Here is a 23,613-nt window from a genome sequence, read left to right as displayed (position 1 = left end):
GCTGACGTAGGGCGAATGACCGCTTGCGGTCATCCGCCAAGGCGGATGAAGCGTTCCGCTTCATCCGCCCTACGAAAGCCGCATCGCCCTTCCGGTGTTATCAGAACCGGGTGAACGGCAGATGACAGCCCCGTGTCAGCCGAACAGCGCGGCGACGGTGCGCTCACCCAGCGCCGGACCGATGCTCATGCCCACGCCGGTATGCATCAGCACGGCGGTGATGCCGTCGGCGGCCTGCAGCACCGAGAACGGTCCCGGCCCGCGCGAGCCGTAGACGCCCTGCCAGCGCTCGACGATCTCCACGCGCATACCCAGCGTGTCCTCGGCCAGCTCCAGCATCAGCCGGTCGACGAATTCGGCATTGAATGGCGCCGCGTCGCTGCCGTAGTGATGGGAGTCGCCGATGATCAGCTCGCCATGGGGCGTCGGGCTGACCAGCAGGTGGATGCCCTGTTCTTCCAGCTCCGGCGTCTCGCGGCGAATCTGCTCGCGTACCGCCTCGGCCTCGGGCAGGTCGGAGAAAGCGCCGTAATGCACGCAGCTCAGGCCGGTGAGGATCGAATGGGCGAGGCCCAGATCGACCTGCGGGCGGGCGCGCAGCATCTGCAGACGGCACACCTGCGGTTCCAGCGGTGCGATGACCTCGGCCAGCAGCGTCTGGTAGTCGTGGCCGGAGCAGACGATCACCTGCCCGGAGGTGAAGGTGCCCGCCGTGGTGCGCAGCACGCCGGTGTCGACGTCACGCACCAGGGTGGAGAAGTGGAACTCAACGCCGTGCTCGCGGCGCAGGTAGTCGATCAGGCTCGGCAGCGCCTCGCGGGAATACAGTTGCTGGTCGTCGAAGCCCAGCAACGCCGCGCGGTGGTGGCGGAAGTGGCCCTGGTAGAGGTCGTTCAGTTCGCTGCCGCGCAGCAGGCCCACGCGGTAGTCCAGCTCCCTGGCGCGGCCGGCGCAGAAGGCTTCCAGCAGATGCTCCTCGGCTTCGCTGCGGGCGAACAGCAACGAGCCATTGCGCCGCAGGGAGAACCCGGCCCCCTCCGCCCATTGCGCCCAGATCGGCCGGCTGGCACGGGCCAGTTCTGACATCACGCCCGGCGGCTGGCCGGTGACCAGCGCCTGGCCGAAGTTGCGCACCGAGGCGCCCAGGGGCGTGGCGGTCCGCTCGAAGACGCGCACGGAGAGGCCGCGGCGGGCGGCGGCGTAGGCGTGGGAAAGGCCGAGGATGCCGGCGCCGACGATGGCGACGTCGCAGTGGGTCTGGTTCATGGGGATAAGTTCCTTGCGTATAAAACAAGCAGAAAAGCGCCTCTCCCAGCCCTGGCTACGCGCCCCGCTCCGAAGGGAGAGGGAACCCTCCTCTGCCGAGAAGAATTCAGCGTTAATCCTGCTACTTCAGAGCATCGAGTGGATGCCAATGTCAGTCCGAGGCAGTCTCCAGTGGAGCGGATACGCCTTCAGCCGCCGCACCATACTGCCCTCCTGGGTTTCAGGAGTGCACCAACCTCGAACCAACACACCGGACAGCCCCCTCTCCCTTCAGGGAGAGGGTTGGGGAGAGGGAGCCGCCAGTGCCGAACCACAGTCGAACTTCAGCCGAACCTTACTTCTGCGCGACCTTCTCCGACTTGCCGTCGTAGCGCTTGCGCCACTCGGCGAGGATCTCGTCGCGGTTCTTCGAGGCCCAGGCGAAGTCGTTCTTGATCAGGCGCTGTTCGTAGTCGGCCGGCAGTTCGGTCTGCGGCTTGGCAATGCCCGGCTGGGCCAGCACGGCGAAGTTTTCCTTGTACAGCTCCATGGCTTTCGGGCTGGCGGAGAAGTCGGCGAGTTTCTTCGCCGCGGCTTCATGCTGGGTGCCCTTGACGATGCCGGTGGCTTCGATTTCCCAGCCCAGGCCTTCCTTCGGCAGGACGATGTCCAGCGGCGCGCCCTGGCGCTTGAGCTGCACGGCCGGGTACTCGAAGGAGATGCCGATCGGGAATTCGCCGGCGGCGGCCAGCTTGCACGGCTTGGAGCCGGAATGGACGTACTGGCCGATGTTCTCGTGCAGCGCGTCCATGTAGGCCCAGCCCTGCTTCTCACCGAAGGTCTGCAGCCAGGCCGAGACGTCGAGGAAGCCGGTGCCCGAGGAAGCCGGGTTCGGCATGACGATCTTGCCCTTGTACTCGGGCTTGGTCAGGTCCTGCCAGCTCACCGGCTTCTCCAGGCCCAGCTTCTCGGCCTCGACGGTGTTGAAGCAGATGGTCGCGGCCCAGACGTCCATGCCGACCCACGCCGGCGGGTTGGCCGGGTCGCGGTAGTTCTTGCCGATGGCGTCCAGGTGCTTGGGCGCGTACTTCTCCAGCATGCCCTGCTGGTCGAGGATGGCCAGGCTGGAGGCGGCCAGGCCCCACACGGCGTCGGCCTGCGGGCGATCCTTCTCGGCCAGCAGCTTGGCAGTGACGATGCCGGTGGAGTCGCGCACCCACTTGATCTTGATGTCCGGGTTCTCGGCTTCGAAGGCCTGCTTGTAGGCGGTCAGCTGTTCCGGCTCCAGGGCGGTGTAGACGGTCAGCTCGGTGTCGGCGGCGTGGACCTGTGCAGCGAAACCGGCAACCACGGCGGCGGCGAGGGCAAGACGTTTGAACATGTGGAGCTCCTTGGCAGTGTTGGTCTCCCGCTCGGGGCGGGTTTGTCAGGGGTTGAGCCCGGCAGCTGACCTGAAAGGGCACAGGCGCCGGGCGACAGCGTCCAGCGGTGTTACGGGTTCGCGCCCGTCCTCCAGGCCTGGGAGCGGCGCAGCAGGCCGCGCGAGGCGCCGGCCAGCAGCAGCGACACGGCCGCGGAGGTGAGCAGGATCAGGGTCGACATGGCAGCGGCGCCGCCGACGTTGCCGGAGTCGTCCATGTTCAGCACGGCGACGGCGGCGAGGATGGTGTCCGGGTTGTAGAGGAAGATCGCCGCCGAGACCGTGGTCATCGCCGAGACGAACAGGTAGCGGGTGATGTCCAGCAGCGCCGGCAGGCAGATCGGCACGGTGACGCGCAGGTAGTGGCGCCACAGCGGCATCTTCAGCGACAGCGCGGCGGCCTCGAACTCGCCGTCGAGCTGGCGCAGCGCGGCGGTGGCGGTCATCTGCGCGGTGGTCAGGTAGTGGGAAATGGTGCACACCACCAGCAGCGCCATGCTGCCGTAGAACACGTGCAGCGGATTGCCTGGCAAGTTGAAGAAGAACACGTAGCCCAGACCCAGCACGAGGCCCGGCACGGCCATCGGCACGAAGCACAGCATGCGCAGCAGTTGGCTCAGCCAGCGTTGCTCGCGGGTCTTCTCGATCAGGTAGGCGCCGGTGAAGATCAGCGCGCTGCCGATGATCGCGGTGCACGCGGCCATGGTCAGGCTGTTGCGGTAGGCCAGCCAGCCGCCGCCAGCGGTAGTGTTGAAGTCGTAGTGGTTCAGCGACAGCGACAGGTTGTACGGCCAGAACTTCACCAGCGAGGAGTACACGGCCATGCCCAGCACGCCCAGCAGCACCGCACTGATCAGCACGACGATGGCAAGGAAGGCGCCGTCGCGGCGACGCGACGGTTTGGGATGGTAGACCTGCGCACGGCCGCTCATGGCGTCGCCCTGGCGGCGGCGCAGCCAGGTGTCGACGGCGAAGCTGAGCAGCGCTGGCAGCAGCAGGATCATGCCAATCTGCGCACCACGGCCGAACTGCTGCTGGCCGACCACCGCCTTGTAGGCTTCCAGCGCCAGCACCTGGTAGTCGCCGCCCACTACCACCGGCACGCCGAAGTCGGTGATGGTCAGGGTGAACACCAGGCAGAAGGCGGCGAACACGCCCTGCCGAGAAGCCGGCCAGGTGATGCTGCGGAAGGCCTTCCAGGGCCCGGCGCCCATGCTCGAGGCGGCGTCGAACAGGCGGGCATCGGCCAGCGACAGCGCCGACAGCAGGATCATCAGCGCATGGGGGAAGGTATAGATGGCTTCGCCGAGGACGATGCCCCAGAAGCCGTAGATGTTGTCTGGCAGCAGGTGGCGCAGCAGGCCCTGGTTGCCGAACAGGTAGATCAGCGCGATGCCCGGCAGCATCGACGGCGCCAGCAGCGGCAGCAGGGAAATCCCGCGCCACAGCCCCTTGGCCGGGATCAGCGTGCGTTGCAGCGCGTAGGCGAACAGGTAGGCCGCCGGCACGACGATGCACGCCACGCTCAGCGAGACCTTCAGGCTGTTGCCCAGCAGCCAGTGGAAATTGTCGCTGCGCAGCAGCTCGCCCATGGCCGCCAGGCCACCGCCCTGCCCCGCCTCGCCGCTGAAGCCGCGCCAGAAGATGGCCAGCAGCGGCATCAGTACCGCGAGGGTGAGCAGGAGCAGCAGCAGGTACTTGCCGCCACGCACGAACAGACGATCACCCAGATCGCTGCGAATCTTGCCGGCGGGCAGCGCCGGGCTGTGTTTCACCACGGCTTCCATCTCAGGCGAACACCTGCAGGCTACGGGGCGGCAGCGACACCCAGATGTCCGGGGTGCCCAGGCGCGGCATGTCCTCGGGCGCCAGCTCGGCGAGCAGCGCGTGGCCCGGCAGCTGTTCCAGCTCGAAGCTCATGCGGCAGCGGTTGCCGAGGAAGGTGATCTCGCGGATCTGCGCGCGGAACAGGTTTTCCTGGTGCACGGCGGGGTTCACGCTGATCGCTTCCGGGCGGCAGAACAGCCGGCCCGAGGCGCTCGGCGCCTGGCTGTGCAGACGCAGGTTGAGGCTGCCGACACGGGCATGGCCATCGCTGCCGCGCTCGAACGGCAGCCAGTTGCCCTGGCCAACGAACTCGGCCACAAAGGGCGTGCTCGGGGTGCTGTAGATATCCTGGGCGGTGCCGTACTGCTCGATGCGCCCGTGGTTCATCACCGCGATGCGGTCGGCCATCAGCATGGCCTCGTCCTGGTTGTGGGTGACCATCACGGTGGTGATGCCCAGGCTCTTCTGCAGTTGGCGCAGCTCGCCGCACAGGTGCTCGCGGACGCGGGCGTCCAGCGCCGACATCGGCTCGTCGAGCAGCAGCAGCGACGGGCTGGGCGCCAGCGCGCGGGCCATGGCAACGCGCTGCTGCTGGCCCCCGGAAAGCTGGCCGGGGTACTTCTTCTCGCTGCCGGTGAGGCCGACCAGCTCGAGCATCTCGGCGACGCGGCTGCGGGCTTCATCCTTCGAAGCGTTGGTCAGGCCATAGGAGATGTTCTGCTCGACCGTGAGGTTGGGGAACAGCGCGTAGGACTGGAACAGGATGCCGTAGTCCCGCGCCTGCGGCGGCAGGTTCGACACATCGCGCTGCCCCAGGTGCAAGGTGCCTTCGTCCTGCTGCTCCAGCCCGGCAATGCAGCGCAGCAGGGTGGTCTTGCCGCAACCGGAGGGGCCGAGCAGGCACACCAGCTCACCGGCCTTGACGTCCAGCGACACGCCGTCGAGGGCGACGAACTGGCCGAAGCGCTTGCGGATATGGCGCACGCTGAGCGGCGTGCCGGCGATGGTGGGATGCATGGCGGTACCTCGTTTTCTTATGGTCCACGCCGCGTGAGCCGTGGCGTGAAGGAACGAGGTCCATGCTAGGGAGCGATTGCGACGGCACTATTGCTAAAGGGCCAAGTGCGCCGATAGATCCATAGGCAGATTTGGGTATGGGGGCGAAAATTTTTTGGATGTGGCGGTGTAGAGCCCGGGCCGCGCTTTGTGTAGGAGCGGGCCCATGGGGCGCTCCTACAGGTTGGCGCCGACATTTCGTGGTTATGCCCGCCCCTGAAGGGAAGCACAAATGAAAAACCCCCGGCGTCACCGCCGGGGGTCTCTCAGCGACACCGAACCGCTTGCGTGGAGCGATCGGTGCCATCCGGGCAAGGGCCTGCGCCCTCGCCCGCCGTGCTCAGCGAACGGCCTCGAACAGGCCGGTGGCGCCCATGCCGCCGCCCACGCACATGGTGACGATGCCGTAGCGCAGGTTGCGGCGCTGCAGTTCGCGCACCAGGTGGCCGACCTGGCGCGAGCCGGTCATGCCGAACGGGTGGCCGATGGAGATGGAGCCGCCGTTGACGTTGTACTTCTCGTTGTCGATGCCCAGGTGATCGCGAGCGTACAGGCACTGCGAGGCGAAGGCTTCGTTGAGTTCCCAGAGGTCGATGTCGGCGACCTGCAGGCCCTTGGCCTTGAGCAGCTTGGGCACCGAGAACACCGGGCCGATGCCCATTTCGTCCGGCTCGCAGCCGGCGACGGTGAAGCCGCGGAAGAAGGCCTTGGGCTTGAGGCCCAGTTCCAGGGCTTTCTCCAGGCTCATGATCAGGGTCATCGAGGCGCCATCGGAGAGCTGCGAGGCGTTGCCGGCGGTGACCGAGCCGTCCTCGGCGAACACCGGCTTGAGGGAGTTCAGGCCTTCGAGGGTGGTTTCCGGGCGGTTGCAGTCGTCGCGGTCGACCACGCCGTCGAGCACTTTCTTCTCGCCGGTGGCCTTGTCTTCCACCAGGTACTTCACGCTCATCGGCACGATTTCATCGTCGAACAGGCCTTCGGCCTGGGCGCGGGCGGTGCGCTGCTGGCTCTGCAGGGAGTACAGGTCCTGCTGCTCGCGGGTGACGTTGTAGCGGCGGGCGACGATCTCGGCGGTCTGGCCCATGGGGTAGTAGATGCCGGGGAACTCGTCCTTCAGGCGCGGGTTCACGAAGTTGTCGAGGTTCTGCTTGCCCATGGTCAGGGTGATGGACTCGACGCCGCCGGCCACCAGGATGTCGCTGCAGCCCGAAGCCACCTGGTTGGCGGCAATGGCGATGGCCTGCAGGCCCGAGGAGCAGTAGCGGTTCAGGGTCATGCCGGCGACATGGGTGCCCAGGCGCGACAGTACGGCGGCGTTGCGGCCGATGTTGTGGCCCTGGGCGCCTTCGTTGGAGCCCGCGCCGACCACGCAGTCGTCCACCAGCAGCGGATCGAGGTTGTTGCGCGCCAGCAGCGCGTCGATGCAATGGGCGACCATGTCGTCCGGACGGGTCATGTTGAATTTGCCACGGAAGGACTTGGCCAGGCCGGTACGGACGCTGTCGACGATCACCACTTCGCGCATGGGAAACCTCGTTGCTTGTTGTTCGTTGGGGAGGATGGTGTGGCCCCGAGCATAGGCGCCAGTGAGGACACAGGGCGACGATCATTCACCAGCCGTATAGCCGTGCCCCCACCCTCGTTGGGCGGGCAGCAACGAAACCGCCGCCCGAAGGCGGCGGTTTCAAGAGGCTTCACACGGGGTCAGACGGTGTCGGTCTTGATCGCGTGATCGCCCAGCAGGCCGTTGAGCACGGTCTGGGTATCCCCCGCCGAGAGCACGCCGTTGCCGGCATGGCCCGCGTACTTGGCGGCGAGGTCGACGTTGGCCAGGTCGACGGTCTGGGTGACGGTGCCATTGCTGATCGGGCTGACGCCAATGGTGGTGGTGCCGGCGTTGACCGAGAAGGTCAGGTAATGCGCCAGTGACGAGGCCGTGGCGGTTTCCCCTTGCAGCAGGTCGGCGAAGTTCAGCACGTCGTGCTCGGCGATGTTGAAGTCCTTGATCACATCGTGACCGGTATCGCCGGACTTCCAGATGAACTCATCCGCGCCGGTGCCGCCGTACATGATGTCGTCGCCGGGTCCGCCGATCAGCTTGTCGTTGCCGCCCTGGCCGAACATCAGGTCATTGCCGGCGCCGCCTTCGAGGGTGTCGTCGCCACCGCGCATGTCCCCGGCGACGTTGAGCTGATCCGCGTGCTGGATGATGTAGTTGCTGATCGTGGCCGCCGTCGGCGCGGTGCCGTTGGTGGCGGTCAGGTAGTCCACCAGTCCCTGGAAGCCCTGGCCGTTGTGCGTGCCGGCGGCATGCCCGGCCCAGGCCAACTGGTCGGTGTTGATGACATCGCCGAACATGATGTCGTTGCCCGCGCCGCCGACCAGGTGGTCGTTGCCCACGCTCACCGGTGTGCTGGTGCTGAAGCCTTCCTGCAGCGCCGCCTGCAACTGCTCGGCGGTGTTGATGATCTGCGGCTGGCCGACCGTATTGGAGAGGTTGGTGCCGTCGACATTGGTCACCACGGTGCCGGTGGTGTTGGTGTTGTCGAAGTAGCGCAGGTAGTCGCTGTTGATGCCGTTGCCGATACCGATGGCATTGACCGCCACCGAGTTGTCGCCGACGAGGGTGCCGGCATGGTGCAGCATGTCGTTGCCCGAGGTGATCGCGACGTTCATGTCGTTGTAGCTGGTGCTGTTGCCGCTGCCGGAGTTGCCGTTGTAGACGGTCGGGTTGCCGTCGGTGAGGAAGAACGCCAGGTTGACGTAGCCGTGAGCCGCATCGGCGTGGTTGGTGCCGACCTGGGTGTTGAACCATGCCGAAGCCTTCTGCATGGCATCGTCATAGTTGGTCGCACCATTGGCGCTGAGCGCGTTGATCGCGGAGATCAGCAAGGCCACGTTGGCTGCCGTCAGGCCGTTGTAGCTGACGCGGGTGGCGTTGTCGCCGAACGACACCAGGCTGACGTTGATGACCCCGTCATGACCCTTGATGGCGTTGACCAGGTTCACCAGCGCGTTCTTCGCCAGGTCCATGCGCGACAGGCTGCCGGTACCGGAGGGGTCCTTCATGCTGCCGGAGGTATCGACGATCAGCGAGATGTTGTAGTTCTTGCCCGGCTGGGTATAGACCGACACGCCACCCGGATCGCCCACCAGCACGTCGTTGCCAGCACCGCCACTGATGGTCCCGGACTTGTCCACATCCTGCGGGTTGGGCAGGGTGTGCTGGGTGCTGGAGCCGTCGAGGTCGCTGCTGTTGCTGCCCACCACCAGGATCGACTGCGGGGAGCTCAGGTCCAGGCACAGGTTCAGCCCGGTGCTGTCGCCATCGCCGTCGGTGAGGCCGACGTGGAAGTTGAGGTCCAGGTTCTCCGGCAGGACCGATTGCCCGGCGGAGACGGTGACCAGACGGTAGTCGCCGCTGCTGCTGCTCAGCACCACGGAGTTGAAGCCGCCTTCGGACAGCTGGAAGGCCGAACCGCTGGTGAAGTGGCCGTCGGTCAGCAGGTTGAAGGAGGCCGAGCTGTTCTCGCCGTAGCCGGCCGGCGGCGAGAAGGTGCCGGTCGCCAGCACCACCCCGCCGTCACCGAGCACCTTCCAGGTGAGCACATCGCTGGTGGAGAGTTTCTGCACGTCGAAGCTGACGTCGTAGATCTTCTCGCTGAAGGCGATGTTGAGGTTCTCGCCGGGGGTGATGAGGTTGTTGCCGCCCACACCCATGCCATTGTTGGAGGGGTTCACATTGCCGTTGGGGCTGGTGAAGACCACCGTCAGGCCGTCAGACGTCAAGGAGGCCGACGGACGCGGACCGCCGGCGGCGAGCTGGGCAAGATCGTATTCCACCGTCGAGATCGGCCGCGAGTTGAGCACTTCGAAGCTGTAGGTGCCGTCGGCATTGACCTTGAGAACGAAGAACGCCTCGTTGGAACCGTCGTAGGCGGTCAGCTGCGAGCCGCCACCGGCCAGTTGGGTAACCACGTAGGTCAGGCCATCCGGCGCGGTGTTGCCGCTGAGGTCGAAGGCACCGCGGCCGTCGCCGCCGAAGCTCACGTCGAGTGTGCCGTTGAGCACGAAGCCGGGAACCTCGGACACGTCCTGGCACGGCGGCTCGCTGTGTACCACCGGCAGGTCGTCCTGCACGTTGATCACCAGCGAGCCACTGCCCAGGCTGACCGGGTCGCCGTCGCCGTCGGTGGCCTTGATCAGGCCGCCGAGGTTGAGCGCCAGCTGCTCCGTATCACTGCCATTGTGCAGCGGATGATCCAGCGGACCGACGAGCTTGAACTCGTAGTTGCCCGCCGTATCCACCGACAGGGTGAAGATGGTCTTGGCGCCGGCCATGGCGGTCAGCAGGTTGCCGACCACGCTGTAGACCAGCGCCACGCCGCCGGAGGTCAGGTGCTGCGAGGTCAGCGAGGAGTAGTCGCCGGTCAGCGAGAAGGCACCGGGGCCGTCAGCACCGAAGTTCACCAGGCTGCTCAGCGAGCCCTTGGCCGTCGTGGTGTCGCTGGCACCATCGGGGTTGCCGCCGGGCAGCGCATCTTCCATGACCTGGCCGGTCACGTTGCCACCGGCGATAAGCGCCGGGCCGTCGTCCTTGAACACCAGCTTGTCACCCAGGTCGACGCTGGCGGATTGCTGGTCGCCATCACCGTCGGTGATGGTCGCCACCAGGGCGATCTTGCTGCCCAGCAGGCTCACCGAGTCGTTGGGGTTGGCTGTGTCAGTGTGCTTGAACGCCAGTTTCTGATCGAGCGTCAGGTCACCGGTGGTGCTGTTCAGGGTCAGGCTGAAGGCGACCGCGCCGCCGGCGTTGCCCACGCGGCCCTCGACCACTGTATCGCTGACCTTGACCAGTACGATGCTCTGCCCGCTGGTGGTCTGCAGACCGCTCGCGGTGCCGTCGGTCGCCGACAGGCTGTAGCTGACGGTGCCGCCGTCAGCACCACCGTTGGAGGTGAAGGCGCCGCTGAAGTTGGCGGTGGCATCGGTGGTCAGCACGGTTTCATCCACCGTGAGGACCGGCGCCTGGCCAGCGTTGGCGGTGATGCTCGGGCCGTCGTCCTTGAAGGTCAGCCGATCGCCCAGATCGAGGCTGGCGGAGAGCGAGTCGCCGTCGGCATCGGTGATGGTGGCCACCAGGTTGATCTTGTTGCTCAGCAGGCTGACCGAGTCATCGGGGTTGCTGGCGTTCGAGTGCTGCAGCGCCATCTGCTGGTCGAGGGTGACTACGCCACCGGCGATGGTGACCTTGAAGGCGACCGCCCCCTGGTCTCCGCCGATGCGGCCGACGACATTGCCGCCTTCGTTGAACAGCTGGATGGTCTGGCCATCGGTGGTCTTCAGGCCGCTGTCCATGCCGTTGGTAACGGCGCTGAGCTGGTAGGTCAGGGTGCCGGCGCCGTCGGCGCCGAAGCTGCTGGTGAACTGCCCGGAGAAGTCCGCGCTGGCGTTGGCGGCCAGGTTGGTTTCGTCCACCGTCAGTACCGGCGCACCCTGGCTGTTGGCGCTGATGCTCGGGCCGTCGTCGTTGAAGGCGAGCCGGTTACCCAGGTCGAGTTCTGCATGGCTGGAGTCGCCATCGCCATCGGTGATGGTGGCGACCAGGTTGATCTTGCCGCCGGCGATACTCACCGAGTCATTGGGGTTGCTGGCGTCCGAATGCTTGAGCGCCATCTGCTGGTCGAGGGTCACCACGCCGTCGGTCACAGTGACCTTGAAGGCAATGGCACCAGCCGGGCCGCCCACGCGACCGACCACGCTGGAGCCTTCGTTGAACAGCAGGATGGTCTGGCCCTGACTGGTCTGCAGGCCGCTGTCGCCGCCATTGGCGACGGCTTCGACCTTGTAGGTCAGCGAGCCCTGTCCATCCGCACCGTAGTTGCCGTTGAACTGGCCGGAGAAGTCCGCGCTGGCATTGTTGGCCAGGTTGGTCTCGTCCACCACCAGGCTGGGAGCGCCCTGGGTATTCGCGCTGATGCTCGGGGCATCGTCGTAGAACACCATCTTGCTGCCGAGGTCGACATGGGCCGAAGCCTTGTCGCCGTCGCCATCGGTGATGGTGGCGGTGAGGGTGATCTTGCCGTCGGGCAGGCGCAGTGCCTCATCCGGGTTGGTGGCATCCGGGTGCTTGAGCGCCAGGCGCTGGTCGAGCGTGAGCGCGCCCTGGTCCTCGCTGACCACGAAGGCGATGTCGCCGGTAACGGCAACCTTGCCGACCACTGTACCATTCACGTTGTAGAGCAGGATGGCCTGGCCCTGGGTGGTCTGCACGCCACTGTCGGTGCCATCGACCGTGGTCACCTTGTAGGTGATGGTGCCTGCGCCGTCAGCGCCGAAGCTCGGCGTGAACAGCTGGGACACCAGACTGACTTCGACGCGGGCGTTGTTCGACAGGTCGGACTCGTCCACCTCCAGGCTGATGTCGGCGTCCAGGCACGGCACAATGCTCGGGCCGTCGTCGAGGAAGGTCAGCTTGCTGCCCAGGTCGATGTGGGCGCTGGCGCTGTCGCCATCCTTGTCGGTGATGGTCGCGGTGAGGGTGACCTGACCACTGAGGCTCAGGGAGTCATCGGGGTTGCCGGTGTCCGGATGCGCCAGCGCACGCAGCTGCTCCAGGGTGACCTTGCCATCGCCATCGACATAGACGCGGAAGGCGACGGTGTCGGTGCCTTGCAGGCGACCTTCGATGCCGTTGTCGGTGTTGTAGAGGTAGACCTTCGCACCGCTCTGGGTATCTTTCAGCCCGCTATCGGTGTTGTCGGCGCCGGCCAGCTTGTAGGTGATCGACCCGGCACCGTCCGCACCGAAGTGGGTGGTGAACAGGTCGGCCACCGAAGCGCTGCTGGTGTCCGGCACGCCGAGGTGGGTTTCGTCCACGGTCAGCTTGATGTCTGCATCGTTGCAAGGCTCGATGCTCGGGCCATCGTCGAGGAAGGTCAGCTTGCCGCTCAGGTCGATGTGGGCCTGGGCGCTGTCGCCGTCCTTGTCGGTGATGGTGGCCGTGAGGGTGAGCGTGTTCGGGTCGAGGCTGACACCTTCGTTATTGTCGCCCGCTGTCGGATGGACGATAGCGCGCACCTGGTCGAGGGTGATCTTGCCGTCCTGCCCCAGGGTCACACGGAAGGCGACGGTACCGTCTTCACCGCCTACGCGGCCTTCCACACCACTGGAGGTGTTGAACAGGAAGATCTTGCTGCCGGTGGCGGTGTCCTTCAGGCCGCTGTCGGTGTTGTCGCTGGTCTCTACCTTGTAGGTGATCGAGCCAGCACCATCGGCGCCAAAGTGGGCGTTGAACAGGTCGGACACCGTGGCCGAACTGGTGGCATCGACGTTCAGGTGGGTCTCATCCACCGTCAGCTTGATGTCCACGTCCTCGCACGACGCGATGCTCGGGCCGTCGTCGAGGAAAGTCAGCTTGCTGCCCAGGTCGATGTGCGCCGAGGAGCTGTCGCCGTCCTTGTCGGTGATGGTCGCGGTCAGGGTCAGGGTGTTCGCATCGAGGCTGACCCCTTCGTTGTTGTCACCCGGAGTCGGATGCACGACGGCGAGCACCTGGTCGAGGGTGATCTTGCCGTCCTGGCCCAGGGTCACGCGGAAGGCGACCGCACCGTTCTCGCCACCGACCCGGCCTTCCACACCGCTGGCGGTGTTGAACAGGAGGATAGAGTCACCGGTGGCCGTGTCTTTCAGGCCGCTGTCGGTCTTGTCCTCGGTCTCGATCTTGTAGGTGATCTGCCCCGGACCATCGGCACCGAAGTGCGTGGTGAACAGGTCGGAGACACTGGCTGTGCTGGTGGCATCCAAGTTCAGGTTGGTTTCATCCACCGTCAGCTGGAGGTCGTGTCCCGTGTTCGGCGTAATACTCGGGCCATCGTCGAGGAAGGTCAGCTTGCCGCCCAGGTCGATCGAGGTGGTCGCGCTGTCGCCGTCCTTGTCGGTGATGATCGCGCTGAGGGCGATCTTGCCGGCCAGGTTCAGCGAGTCATTGGGATCACTGGTGTCGGAATGCACCAGCGCGCGCAGTTGCTCCAGGGTGACCTTGCCGTCCGGGCCGAGGGTCACGCGGAAGGCGGTTTCGCCGCTGGTTTCCAGGCGCCCTTCCACTCCGTTGGCGGTGTTGAAGAGGATTACCCGCTGGCCGCTGGCGGTATCGGTCAGGCCACTGTCGGTGTTGTTGGCGGCTTCGATCTTGTAGGTGATCGACCCTTCGCCATCAGCGCCGAACTGGCCGTTGAACAGGTCGGCCACCGAGCCAGTGCTGGTCGCCGGTTGGCCCAGGGTGGTTTCGTCGACGCTCAGGTGCAGGTCGCTGCCTTCGATGGGCGCAATGCGCGGGCCGTCATCCAGGAAGGTCAGCTTGCTGCCCAGGTCGAGCCCGGCACTCTGATGGTCGCCGTCGGCATCGGTCACGGTGGCGGTCAGGCTGATCTTGCCTTCGCCCAGGCTCAGCGGATCGTTGGCATCCAGTTTATCCGGATGCACCAGAGCACGGACCTGGTCGAGGGTGATCTTGCCGTCCTGCCCGAGGGTCACGCGGAACGCAACTTCACCGTTCACGCCGCCCACGCGGCCTTCGACGCCGGTGGCGGTGTTGAAAAGGAAGATCTGGCTGCCGGTGGCGGTGTCTTTCAGGCCGCTGTCGGTGTTGTCCTGGGTCTCGACCTTGTAGGTGATCGAGCCCGCGCCGTCAGCGCCGAACTGGGCGTTGAACAGATCGGCCACAGAACCGGTGCTGGTGGCGTTCTGGCCCAGGTCGGACTCGTCCACCGTCAGGTGCAGGCCTTCGGTGCTGCCCACGGAAATGCTCGGGCCGTCGTCGAGGAAGGTCAGCTTGCTGCCCAAGTCGAGGCCGGCGCTCTGATGGTCGCCATCGGCGTCGGTCACGGTAGCGGTCAGGCTGATCTTGCCTGCACCGATGCTGAGCGGATCATTGGAGTCGGCGTTGTCCGGGTGCACCAGCGCGCGGACCTGATCCAGGGTGATCTTGCCGTCCTGCCCGAGGGTCACGCGGAACGCAACTTCACCGTTCACGCCGCCCACGCGGCCTTCGACGCCGCTGGCGGTGTTGAACAGGAAGATCTGGCTGCCGGTGGCGGTGTCTTTCAGGCCGCTGTCGGTGTTGTCCTGGGTCTCGACCTTGTAGGTGATCGAGCCGGCGCCGTCAGCGCCGAACTGGGCGTTGAACAGATCGCCCGCGGCCACGCTGCTGGTGGCGTCGGCCCCCAGGGCGGACTCGTCCACCGTCAGGTGCAGGCCTTCGGTTTCGCCCACGGCGATGGTCGGGCCGTCGTCGGTGAAGCTGACGCGGCCGCCGAGGTCCAGCGAGCTGCTGGAGGAAACGCTGTCGCCATCACGGTCGGTCACCGTCAGGTTGCCCTGCAGTTGCACCAGGCCGGAATCGAGCACGGCGTTCTGGCTGGCGTAGTTGCCATCGCTGCCCGGCAGGGCATGGTCCACGGCGCTGAACTGGGTCAGGGTGACCACACCGCTATTGCCGTTCACCGACAGGCTGAAGATGGTGTTCTCGCCGGTGATGCCAGCGGCGCTGGCGGAGGTGGAAGCGACGATGGCGCCGCCCACGCTGTACAGGTAGATGGTCGCGCCGCCGCTGGTCAGGCCCGAGTCGGTGCCGTTGCCGCCTACCAGGTTCAGGTTGTAGCTGAGCTGGGTGGTGCCGGCGCCATCGCCGCCGTAGTTGGCGGTCACCTGGAAGGCCGAGCTGTAGTCGGCGGTGGAGGTGTCGAAGGCAGCGCCAGCGGTGTTGGCGTCATGGGTCTGCAGCAGCACGTCCACGCCAATGTCGGCGGACAGGCTGGCCTGCGGCGCATCGTCGACGATGCCCACGGTCAGCGTGCCGTTGGCCGGAGTGCCGTTGCCGTCGGTGATGGTGTAGGGGATATCGAAGTTCAGGGTGTCTTCGGAACCCTTGACCGGGTGATCCACCGGCTGCAGCAGGGTGACCTCGAAGGCACCGGTGTTGATATCGGTGAGGGTCACGGTGAAGACCGGCGTGCCGTTGGCGCTGCCGGTGAGCACATGACCATCGGGGCTGACGCTATAGGTGATGGCGACGCCACCGGAGGTCAGGCTGGGCAGCCCTGCGGTGCCCCAGGAGAAGCTGCCAACGCCATCTGGCCCGAAGCTGTAGCCCAGGGTGCCGGAGTGGGTCGCCCCCTCCCCCACACCATCGGGAATACCACCGGGCAGGCCGGCCTCGAACACATTGGCGCCACCAGGACCGCTGGGGCCGGCGCTCGGCACGCCATCCGGCGGGACCACGGGCGGCTCGGCCTCGGGGCGTACATCCGGGGTGCCGTCGAACTCACGCAGGGGCAACGGCCCGGAGCCGATGGGCCCGGTGGGGAAGCCGATGGTCGGGTCGATATGCCCGCCCACTTCGGTCAGCAGCACGAAGGAGTGCCCGCCACCGGGTTTGCCGTTGGCGGCGCCCGCGGCGCTCGGGCCGGCGGCGGTGGCTTCGGCAGCCTGGGTCGGGTCCATGCCCGCGGCGATGGCGGCCTGCAAGGCCTTGACGTCGGTGACGTCCTGCTTGGTCGGCGTCGCCGGCTGCTGCTGGGCAACCGACTGGTCACCCTGGTCGGCCTGGTGCGCGGCCGACAGCATCTGTGAGGTCAGCGGCAGGGCGCTGTCACGCCCCAGCGTGATTTCGCCGCCTCCCGCGATCTTCAGCGCGACTGCGCCGTTGGCGCCGGTGACCAGCTGCTCACCGACAAAAACCTTGTCTCCCTGTTCCAAAGGACGACGCGATCCATCGGCGGCTACCGCAAACACTTCGCCGATTACCTTGCTGACGACACCCATCAAAGTAGCCATGAGTCCTTCCTCCGCTGCACATCCCGTGGCCGGTTCCACCGACACACGATTGACCGAAACAGGCCATGGCACGCTTGTATCCGGATGCTGCGAAGAAAGTTGCGAAGGGTGCGAAAAGGACTGCTAGCGCTTTTGCATCAAAAAGCCAGCGACAATTTTTTGTCATGCTGGCCACGCGATTCTTGTCCTTCTGCGGTGGTCCCCGCCCTAACTGCTACAAACCGTACCTGGCTTCTTCTGCAAGCGCCTGCTCCGGCCCATACCCAGGAAACACGAGGGCTTGCACGCAGAAACAATGTGCTGCTTTTCACACGGCTCATAAGATTTTTTCCGAATAACCCTTGTGAAAAATTCTTCTGAGGTTTTCGAAAAGTTGTTCTTAGCTCTGATGTTACAGGCGTGAAACGCTTGATAAGAGAAAAAAGCCAATAAATTGGCGACCAAAGAGCATCGAAGTACAAGAACACCAGGAGCAAAGCCATGCGCAGTCGTAACGCGGCACTATGGAGCGGTGTATTTTTGGCGGTGTCGGGGACTCATGGGCAAGCCATGACGCTGACCGAAGCTATACAAAGCACGCTGCAATACCACCCGGAAATCAGCCAGAGCGTAAACAGCCGTCTCACCGCGGATGAAGAGCTCAAATTCGCCAGGGGCGGCTACCTGCCAACCGTCGATCTTGTCGCGGGCTATGGCCGCGAGAACACCGACAGCCCCAGCACCCGCGCGCTGGGTAACCACAATGACGAGACCCTGACCCGCGGCGATGCGGAAATCCGTCTGCGGCAGATGCTGTTCGACGGCTTCGGCACCCCCAACGAGGTCAAGCGCAACGAGTCCAACGTCAACGCCAAGGCCTTCCGTATCCTCGGCACCTCGGAAACCGCCGCCCTGCGCACCGTCGAGGTCTACCTCGATGTGCTCAAGCGCCGCGAGATGGTGACGCTGGCCAAGAACAACCTGCAGGCCCACGAACGCATCGGCGACCAGATCCGCCTGCGCAGCGAGCGTGGTGTCGGCAGTACCGCCGACAACGACCAGGCCATCGCCCGTCTGGCCCTGGCGCAGAACAACCTCTACACCGAAGAGGTGAACCTGGCCGATGCCGAGGCCAGCTTCTATAGCGCCACCGGCCGCATGCCGGACCAGCTCGAATCCCCCTCCACCGTGAAGGCGGACGTCCCGGCGGACCTGCTCGCCGCGCGCCAGGGCATGCTCAATGAAAACCCGCTGCTGAAATCGGCCCAGGCCGACGTCAACGCCGCCGAAGCCCAGTACGAGGCCGCCAAGGCGCCCTTCTACCCGCGCTTCGACGCCGAGCTGGCCAAGGCCGCCAACAATAACGTCGACGGCGACGAAGGCCACTACAACAGCTGGGAAGCCCAGGTGGTGATGCGCTACAACCTGTTCAACGGGATGCGCGACAAGGCCCACCTGAACGCCACCTCGCACCAGATCAACGAGGCCCAGGACATCCGCAACAACGCGCTGCGGCTGCTCAACGAAAACCTCTCGCTGGCCTGGGACGCGATGGAGAACTCCAAGAAGCAGACCCAGCCCGCCCGCGAATACGCCGACTACACCCGCAAGGTGCGCGAGGCGTACCAGCAACAGTTCACCCTTGGCCAGCGCACCCTGCTCGACCTGCTGGACAGCGAGAACGAACTGTTCACCGCCAACCGCCGCTACACCGAGGTCCGCTACACCGAGGAATACTCGATGTACCGCGTGCTCGGCAGCATGGGCGCCCTGCTGCGCTCGCAGCATGTCGTCGCGCCGCACGAGTCCGTGGCCCTGTCGGATGTGAAGAACGAGGCACGCCTGCCTGATCTGAAATAAGAAAATCGCACGCGCTCGTCACTCTGCCCCGCGCTGCCCGGCGTCGGGGCGACGGCCGTGAAGCGATACGAAGGGGCACGGAAAACCCGACGACCGGCCACAGCCGGCGAACACCTGCAAGTGTTCGCCGGGTGCCGCTGGCGCGGGTCGTCCCGGCCCGGGAGGAAGTAGCGTGACCATGATCATCCAGGAGCGCGGCACACCCGCGCCGGGCGATCCGCGCCTGAGCCATGACGATCCCCTGCTCGACGGACTGCTGATCCTCTGCCGCCTGCATGGCTGCGCGGTGAGCCGCAACAGCCTGTCCGCCGGCCTGCCGCTGCGCGACCAGCGACTCTCCGCCGCCCTGCTGCCGCGGGCCGCCGCCCGTGCCGGCCTGCAGGGCCGCTTGCTGCGCCGCGAGTTGCGCAGCATCTCCAACCTGAACCTGCCGGTCCTGCTGCTGCTCAACGACGGCCGCAGCGCCGTGCTGCGCCAGTGGCGCGAAGACGGCCAGGCGCTGATCCTGCCCTGCGAGACCGAAGGCGGTGAACAGGCCGTCGGCGCCGACGAGCTGGCCGCCCAGTACAGCGGCCAGGCCCTCTTCGCGCGCCCGCGTCACGAACTGGAAGCGGCGCGCAAACCGCTGGTGCCGCGCGTCGAAGCCTGGTTCCGCGACACCCTGCGGCTGTCGCGCTGGCTCTATACCGACGCCCTGGTCGCCAGCCTGCTGATCAACCTGCTGGGCATGCTGGTGCCGTTGTTCGTCATGCAGACCTACGACCGCGTGGTGCCCAACCAGGCGCTGTCGACCCTCTGGGTGCTCGCCGCCGGCCTGCTGATCGGCACGCTGTTCGAACTGCTGCTGCGGGTACTGCGCTCCAACCTGCTGGACATGGCCGGCAAGAAGACCGACGTGGTTCTCTCCGCCACCCTGTTCGAACGCATCACCGGCATGTCGCTCAAGGCCAAGCCCGAGACCGTCGGCGGCTTCGCGCAGAGCATCCATGACTTCCAGGGCCTGCGCGAATTCCTCACCGCGCTGACCCTGACCAGCCTGATCGACCTGCCCTTCTCGCTCTTGATGATCCTGGTCATCGGCCTGCTCGGCGGCTGGCTGGTGGCCGTGCCGCTGCTGGCCTTCCCCATCACCATCGTATTCGCCCTGATCATCCAGAGCCGCCTGCGCGACACCGTGCAGAAGAGCCTGACCCTGGGCGCCGAACGCCAGGCCCTGCTGATCGAAACCCTCGGCGGCCTGGAAACCCTCAAGGCCTGCGGCGCCGAAAGCGAGCGGCAGTACCGCTGGGAGTCCACCCACGGCGCCCTGGCGCGGCTGGACAACCACGCGCGCTTCCTCAGCGCGCTGGCCACCAACGGCACCCTGTTCCTCCAGCAGTTCGCCGGCCTGGCGATGATCTGCGCCGGGGTCTACAGCATCCTCGACGGCAACCTCAGCGTCGGCGCACTGGTCGCCAGCTACATGCTCAACAGCCGCGTGCTCGCTCCGCTGGGGCAGATCGCCGGGCTGATCACCCGCTACCAGCAGGCGCGCCTGACCATGAAGAGCACCGACGCGCTGATGGAGCTGCCGCAGGAGCGCCAGGCCCGCCAGCGCCCGCTGGAGCGCACCCAGCTGCACGGCGCGCTGGAAGTCCGCCAGCTGAGCTTCAGCTATCCGGACCAGGCCACCCCGGCACTCAACCACGTCAGCCTGCGCATGGCTCCCGGCGAGAAGATCGGCATCATCGGCAAGAGCGGTTCGGGCAAGAGCACCTTCGGCCGTCTGCTGATGGGCTTCTATCACCCGGACGAAGGGCAGATCCTGCTCGACGGCCTGGACCTGCGCCAGCTCGACGTCTCCGACCTGCGCCAACAGATCGGCTACGTCGCCCATGACCTGCCGCTGCTGGCCGGCAGCCTGCGCGACAACCTGACCCTCGGCGCGCGCTACGTCAGCGATGCACGGATGCTCGAAGTGGCCGAGCTGACCGGCGTCAGCGAACTGGCCCGGCAACACCCGGCCGGTTTCGACCGACCGGTGGGCGAGCGCGGTCAGCTGCTCTCCGGCGGCCAGCGCCAGGCCGTGCTGATGGCCCGCGCGATGCTGCTCGACCCGCCGATCCTGCTGCTCGACGAACCCACCAGCGCCATGGACAACAGCAGCGAGGAAATCCTGCGCAAGCGCCTGCACGAGGCCTGCCGCGACAAGACTCTGCTGCTAGTCACCCACCGCACCTCGATGCTCAGCCTGGTCGACCGCCTGCTGGTGCTGGACAGCGGCCGAATCGTCGCCGACGGCCCGAAAGACGCGGTCATCGAAGCATTGCGCAAGGGCCACGTCGGCCCGGCAGCGGGGTAATGGCCATGCACTTTTCGCAATCGATCCGCGGCTACCTGGGCGGCAACGGCGCCCGCGACACCGAATTCATGCCCGAGGTCCAGGGCACCCTGCTGGAGGATTCGCCCAACGCCACCCGCATCACCCTCTGGGCGGCGCTCGGGCTGCTGGTGGCGGCCATCACCTGGGCCTACTTCGCCGACATCGAGGAAGTGACCAAGGGCGAAGGCAAGGCCATTCCCTCCTCCAAGGTGCAGACCATCCAGAACCTGGAAGGCGGCATCGTCTCGGAAATCTTCGTCCGCGAGGGCCAGGTGGTGAACAAGGGCCAGCCGCTGCTGCGCCTGGACGACACCCGTTTCTCCTCCAACAAGGGCGAGACCGAGGCCGACCGCAACTCCCTCGAAGCCCGTGTCGAACGCCTGAGCGCGGAGGCCGAAGGGCGCGAACCGGCGTTCACCGACGCGCTGAAGAAAGACGCGCCGCAAGTGGTGGAAGACCAGCTGGCGCTATACCAGACGCGCATGCAGCGGCAGAACAGCGAACTGAGCATCCTCCAGGAACAGCTGCGGCAAAAGGCTCAGGAACTTCAGGAGTTCCGCGCCAAGACCCAGCAGTACCGCTCGAGCCTCGGGCTGGTGCAGCAGGAGATCAACATGTCCGAGCCGCTGGTGAAGGCCGGCGCGGTGTCCCCGGTGGAACTGCTGCGCCTGCGCCGCAGCGCGGTGGAAATCAGCGGCGACCTCAACGCCACCAACCTCGCCATCCCCCGCGCCGAGGCGGCGGTGAACGAGATCCAGCGCAAGGTGGAAGAGTCGAAACTGGGCTTTCGCAGCGACGCGCTGAAGGAGCTCAACGACGTCCGCACCGACCTCAACAAGCTCACCGCCAGCAGCCGCGCCATCGACGACAAGGTCAACCGCACCCTGGTGGTCGCGCCCCTGCGCGGCATCGTCAAGCAGCTCAAGGTCAACACCATCGGCGGCGTGGTGCAGCCGGGCAACGACATGGTGGAAATCGTCCCGCTGGAGGACAACCTGCTGGTGGAAGCGCGGGTGCGCCCGCAGGACATCGCCTTCCTCCACCCCGGCCAGCCGGCCACGGTGAAGTTCACCGCCTACGACTACACCATCTACGGCGGGCTCAAGGCCAAGCTGGAAGTGATCAGCGCCGACACCATCACCGACGACAAGGGCAACAGCTTCTACATGATCCAGGTGCGCACCGATAAAAATCACCTGGGCACCGACGCCAAGCCCTTGCTGATCATCCCCGGCATGGTGGCGACGGTGGACATCATCACCGGCGAGAAGAGCGTGCTGGATTACATCCTCAAACCGGTGCTCAAGGCGCGGTGGGAGGCTTTGCGGGAGCGGTGAGTTGCCGGTCGGACTCGCCGCTCGGGCTCGCCCTCCCCCCTCTGCCAGAGGGAGCAGTTCGTAAGGGCTTGAAGCCCGAGCCCCTAGCACCAAGGCAACCGGCTGACTCATCTGCCGCACTTCACTCGGGACAGTCCCCTCTCCCTCTGGGAGAGGGTTAGGGTGAGGGGCCTTTCAGCTCTTCATCGCTCGCGCCTCACCCCCGCTCCCCACGCCAATGCGCCCCCGGCCCCTCCTCCGCCAAACGGTCCCCCGGATTGCGCAGCGGGCAGGCCTCCATCGACAGGCAGCCGCAGCCGATGCAGCCGTCGAGCTGATCGCGCAGCAGCAGCAACTTCTCGATCCGCTCGTTCAGGTCCTCCCGCCAGCGCGCCGACAATCGCGCCCAGTCCGCTGCCGTCGGGTTGTGCCCGGTCGGCAGCGAGCCCAGCGCCTCGGCGATCTCGCCCAGGGGAATGCCCACCCGTTGCGCGACCTTGATCACCGCCACCCGGCGCAGCGTGTCGCGGGAATAGCGGCGCTGGTTGCCGGCATTGCGCGAGCTGCTGATCAGGCCCCTGGCCTCGTAGAAGTGCAGCGCGGAAACCGCCACGCCGGCGCGCTTGGCCAGCTCGCCGACGCTCAACTCGCGGTGCATGGAGCAGGAAGAAGTATTTTTCATGGGCTATTGACCTCAACTTAAGCTGAGGTTTTACCCTCGCCAGGCATTCGGTTCAAGCCAGGGAGCCCAGGAACATGACGCAACCCGCCCCGATCACCGCCCATGCCTGCGTGGACAATCCGCACTTCATCCTGCAGATCGAGATCGACGTAACGCCGCAGCAACGCCCGCACATCGCCGCGCGCCTGGGCGATTACCTGTCGCACCTGCAGGAACTGTTCTACCTGCGCCCCGGCTACCTCGCCAGCGAGCTGCACGCCGAAGGCGAACCGCAGCGCCTGGTCGGCCGCCTGCACTGGCGCCGCCGGGAAGACTGGGAAGCCGCCTGGGATTGCCGCCAGACTGCCAGCGACCTGTTCGCCGACAGCCTGCTCAAGCTCGGCGCGCGGAGCATTCGCTTCGGCAGCGGCGAGACCGCCTGACACGGTTTCCCCTGCAGGAGCGCCCCATGGGCGCGATCGCGGGCATAGCCCGCTCCTACAGGGGAGCAGCGCAATCAACCCGCCGGCAGGCTCATATGCAGCAACGGGAAGGGCCGGCCTTCGCCATCAAGCGGCGAACGCCCGGTCTGGACGAAGCCATAGTGCAGATAGAACCCCACCGCCTGCGGGTTCTGCTCGTTGACGTCGACGCTCAACGTGCCGCGCATTTCGCGCGTGAAATCGAGCAGAGCGCGGCCGATGCCCTGGCCACGCCGTTCCGGGTCGATGAAGAGCATTTCCACATGGCTGTCGTTGAGCCCGATGAAACCCAGCGGAAGGTCCGCATCGTCCACCGCCACCCAGACCTCGACGGCGGGCAGGTAGAGGTCACGGACCTGGGGCAACAGGTCGTCGATGTCCGACGCCTGGAGGAAGTGGTGGGTCGCGCGCACGGCGCCCAGCCAGATGTCGAGCAGCCGCGGATTGTCCGCAGCGATGCGTTGGCGAATGAGCATGAATTCATCCTGATTCAGATCACAAAGGGATAGCGCGCCACGCGAGGTGACGGCCGTTGGAGCGTCGGCAGCATGAATGCCCGCTTCGCGATT

At 66.1% G+C, this 23,613-nt stretch carries 13 protein-coding genes; 4 read left to right on the top strand and 9 right to left on the bottom strand.

The window, feature by feature from the left end:
* Nucleotides 1-135: 135 nt before the first annotated feature.
* From ABKS89_RS08975 to ABKS89_RS08945, 7 genes are all read right to left on the bottom strand, one after another.
* Entirely contained in the window at nucleotides 136-1,266 is a 1,131-nt protein-coding gene (locus tag ABKS89_RS08975; RefSeq protein ID WP_348589589.1) for a TIGR03364 family FAD-dependent oxidoreductase, read from the bottom strand.
* A 334-nt stretch (nucleotides 1,267-1,600) separates the two neighbouring features.
* A complete protein-coding gene (locus tag ABKS89_RS08970; protein ID WP_037012373.1) occupies nucleotides 1,601-2,626 on the bottom strand; it encodes a putative 2-aminoethylphosphonate ABC transporter substrate-binding protein in 1,026 nt (341 codons plus the stop codon).
* 110 nt (nucleotides 2,627-2,736) lie between these two features.
* A complete protein-coding gene (locus ABKS89_RS08965) occupies nucleotides 2,737-4,452 on the bottom strand; it encodes a putative 2-aminoethylphosphonate ABC transporter permease subunit (protein ID WP_348589591.1) in 1,716 nt (571 codons plus the stop codon).
* Between the two features lies 1 nt (nucleotide 4,453).
* Complete coding sequence (locus tag ABKS89_RS08960) at nucleotides 4,454-5,509, bottom strand: putative 2-aminoethylphosphonate ABC transporter ATP-binding protein (RefSeq protein ID WP_348589593.1); 1,056 nt, start codon at nucleotides 5,507-5,509, stop codon at nucleotides 4,454-4,456.
* A gap of 379 nt (nucleotides 5,510-5,888) precedes the next feature.
* Entirely contained in the window at nucleotides 5,889-7,073 is a 1,185-nt protein-coding gene (locus ABKS89_RS08955) for a thiolase family protein (protein WP_138212734.1), read from the bottom strand.
* A gap of 179 nt (nucleotides 7,074-7,252) precedes the next feature.
* A complete protein-coding gene (locus ABKS89_RS08950; RefSeq protein ID WP_348589595.1) occupies nucleotides 7,253-16,384 on the bottom strand; it encodes a retention module-containing protein in 9,132 nt (3,043 codons plus the stop codon).
* A 137-nt stretch (nucleotides 16,385-16,521) separates the two neighbouring features.
* Nucleotides 16,522-16,866 carry a hypothetical protein gene (locus tag ABKS89_RS08945; RefSeq protein ID WP_138212732.1) on the bottom strand — a complete coding sequence of 115 codons (345 nt, stop codon included), beginning with the start codon at nucleotides 16,864-16,866 and terminating at the stop codon, nucleotides 16,522-16,524.
* A 67-nt stretch (nucleotides 16,867-16,933) separates the two neighbouring features.
* On the opposite strand from ABKS89_RS08945, the gene ABKS89_RS08940 reads away from it, so the two are divergent.
* The 3 genes from ABKS89_RS08940 (at nucleotide 16,934) to ABKS89_RS08930 (ending at nucleotide 21,922) form a co-directional block, all read left to right on the top strand.
* Nucleotides 16,934-18,223: a TolC family outer membrane protein gene (locus ABKS89_RS08940; RefSeq protein ID WP_518300999.1), complete on the top strand. Its 1,290-nt coding sequence runs from the start codon at nucleotides 16,934-16,936 to the stop codon at nucleotides 18,221-18,223.
* Nucleotides 18,224-18,401: 178 nt separating this feature from the next.
* Nucleotides 18,402-20,564: a type I secretion system permease/ATPase gene (locus ABKS89_RS08935; RefSeq protein WP_348589623.1), complete on the top strand. Its 2,163-nt coding sequence runs from the start codon at nucleotides 18,402-18,404 to the stop codon at nucleotides 20,562-20,564.
* A 5-nt stretch (nucleotides 20,565-20,569) separates the two neighbouring features.
* Nucleotides 20,570-21,922: an HlyD family type I secretion periplasmic adaptor subunit gene (locus ABKS89_RS08930; RefSeq protein WP_348589599.1), complete on the top strand. Its 1,353-nt coding sequence runs from the start codon at nucleotides 20,570-20,572 to the stop codon at nucleotides 21,920-21,922.
* A gap of 196 nt (nucleotides 21,923-22,118) precedes the next feature.
* On the opposite strand, the gene soxR is transcribed toward ABKS89_RS08930, so the two are convergent.
* Nucleotides 22,119-22,583, bottom strand: coding sequence for a redox-sensitive transcriptional activator SoxR (gene soxR / locus ABKS89_RS08925; RefSeq protein ID WP_348589601.1), 465 nt, complete (start codon nucleotides 22,581-22,583; stop codon nucleotides 22,119-22,121).
* A 74-nt stretch (nucleotides 22,584-22,657) separates the two neighbouring features.
* Here soxR and ABKS89_RS08920 point away from each other — a divergent pair, with 74 nt between their 5' ends.
* Nucleotides 22,658-23,005 carry an antibiotic biosynthesis monooxygenase gene (locus tag ABKS89_RS08920; RefSeq protein ID WP_138212729.1) on the top strand — a complete coding sequence of 116 codons (348 nt, stop codon included), beginning with the start codon at nucleotides 22,658-22,660 and terminating at the stop codon, nucleotides 23,003-23,005.
* A 74-nt stretch (nucleotides 23,006-23,079) separates the two neighbouring features.
* Here ABKS89_RS08920 and ABKS89_RS08915 read toward each other — a convergent pair whose 3' ends face one another.
* The gene (locus ABKS89_RS08915; RefSeq protein WP_348589603.1) at nucleotides 23,080-23,520 is read right to left on the bottom strand and encodes an acetyltransferase; all 441 of its coding nucleotides are present in this window, start codon (nucleotides 23,518-23,520) and stop codon (nucleotides 23,080-23,082) included.
* Nucleotides 23,521-23,613 lie beyond the last annotated feature (93 nt).

It is taken from the genome of Pseudomonas sp. LABIM340 (genome assembly GCF_040017195.2).
GTDB lineage: Bacteria > Pseudomonadota > Gammaproteobacteria > Pseudomonadales > Pseudomonadaceae > Pseudomonas.
This window is presented reverse-complemented; position numbering and strand designations above follow the sequence as displayed.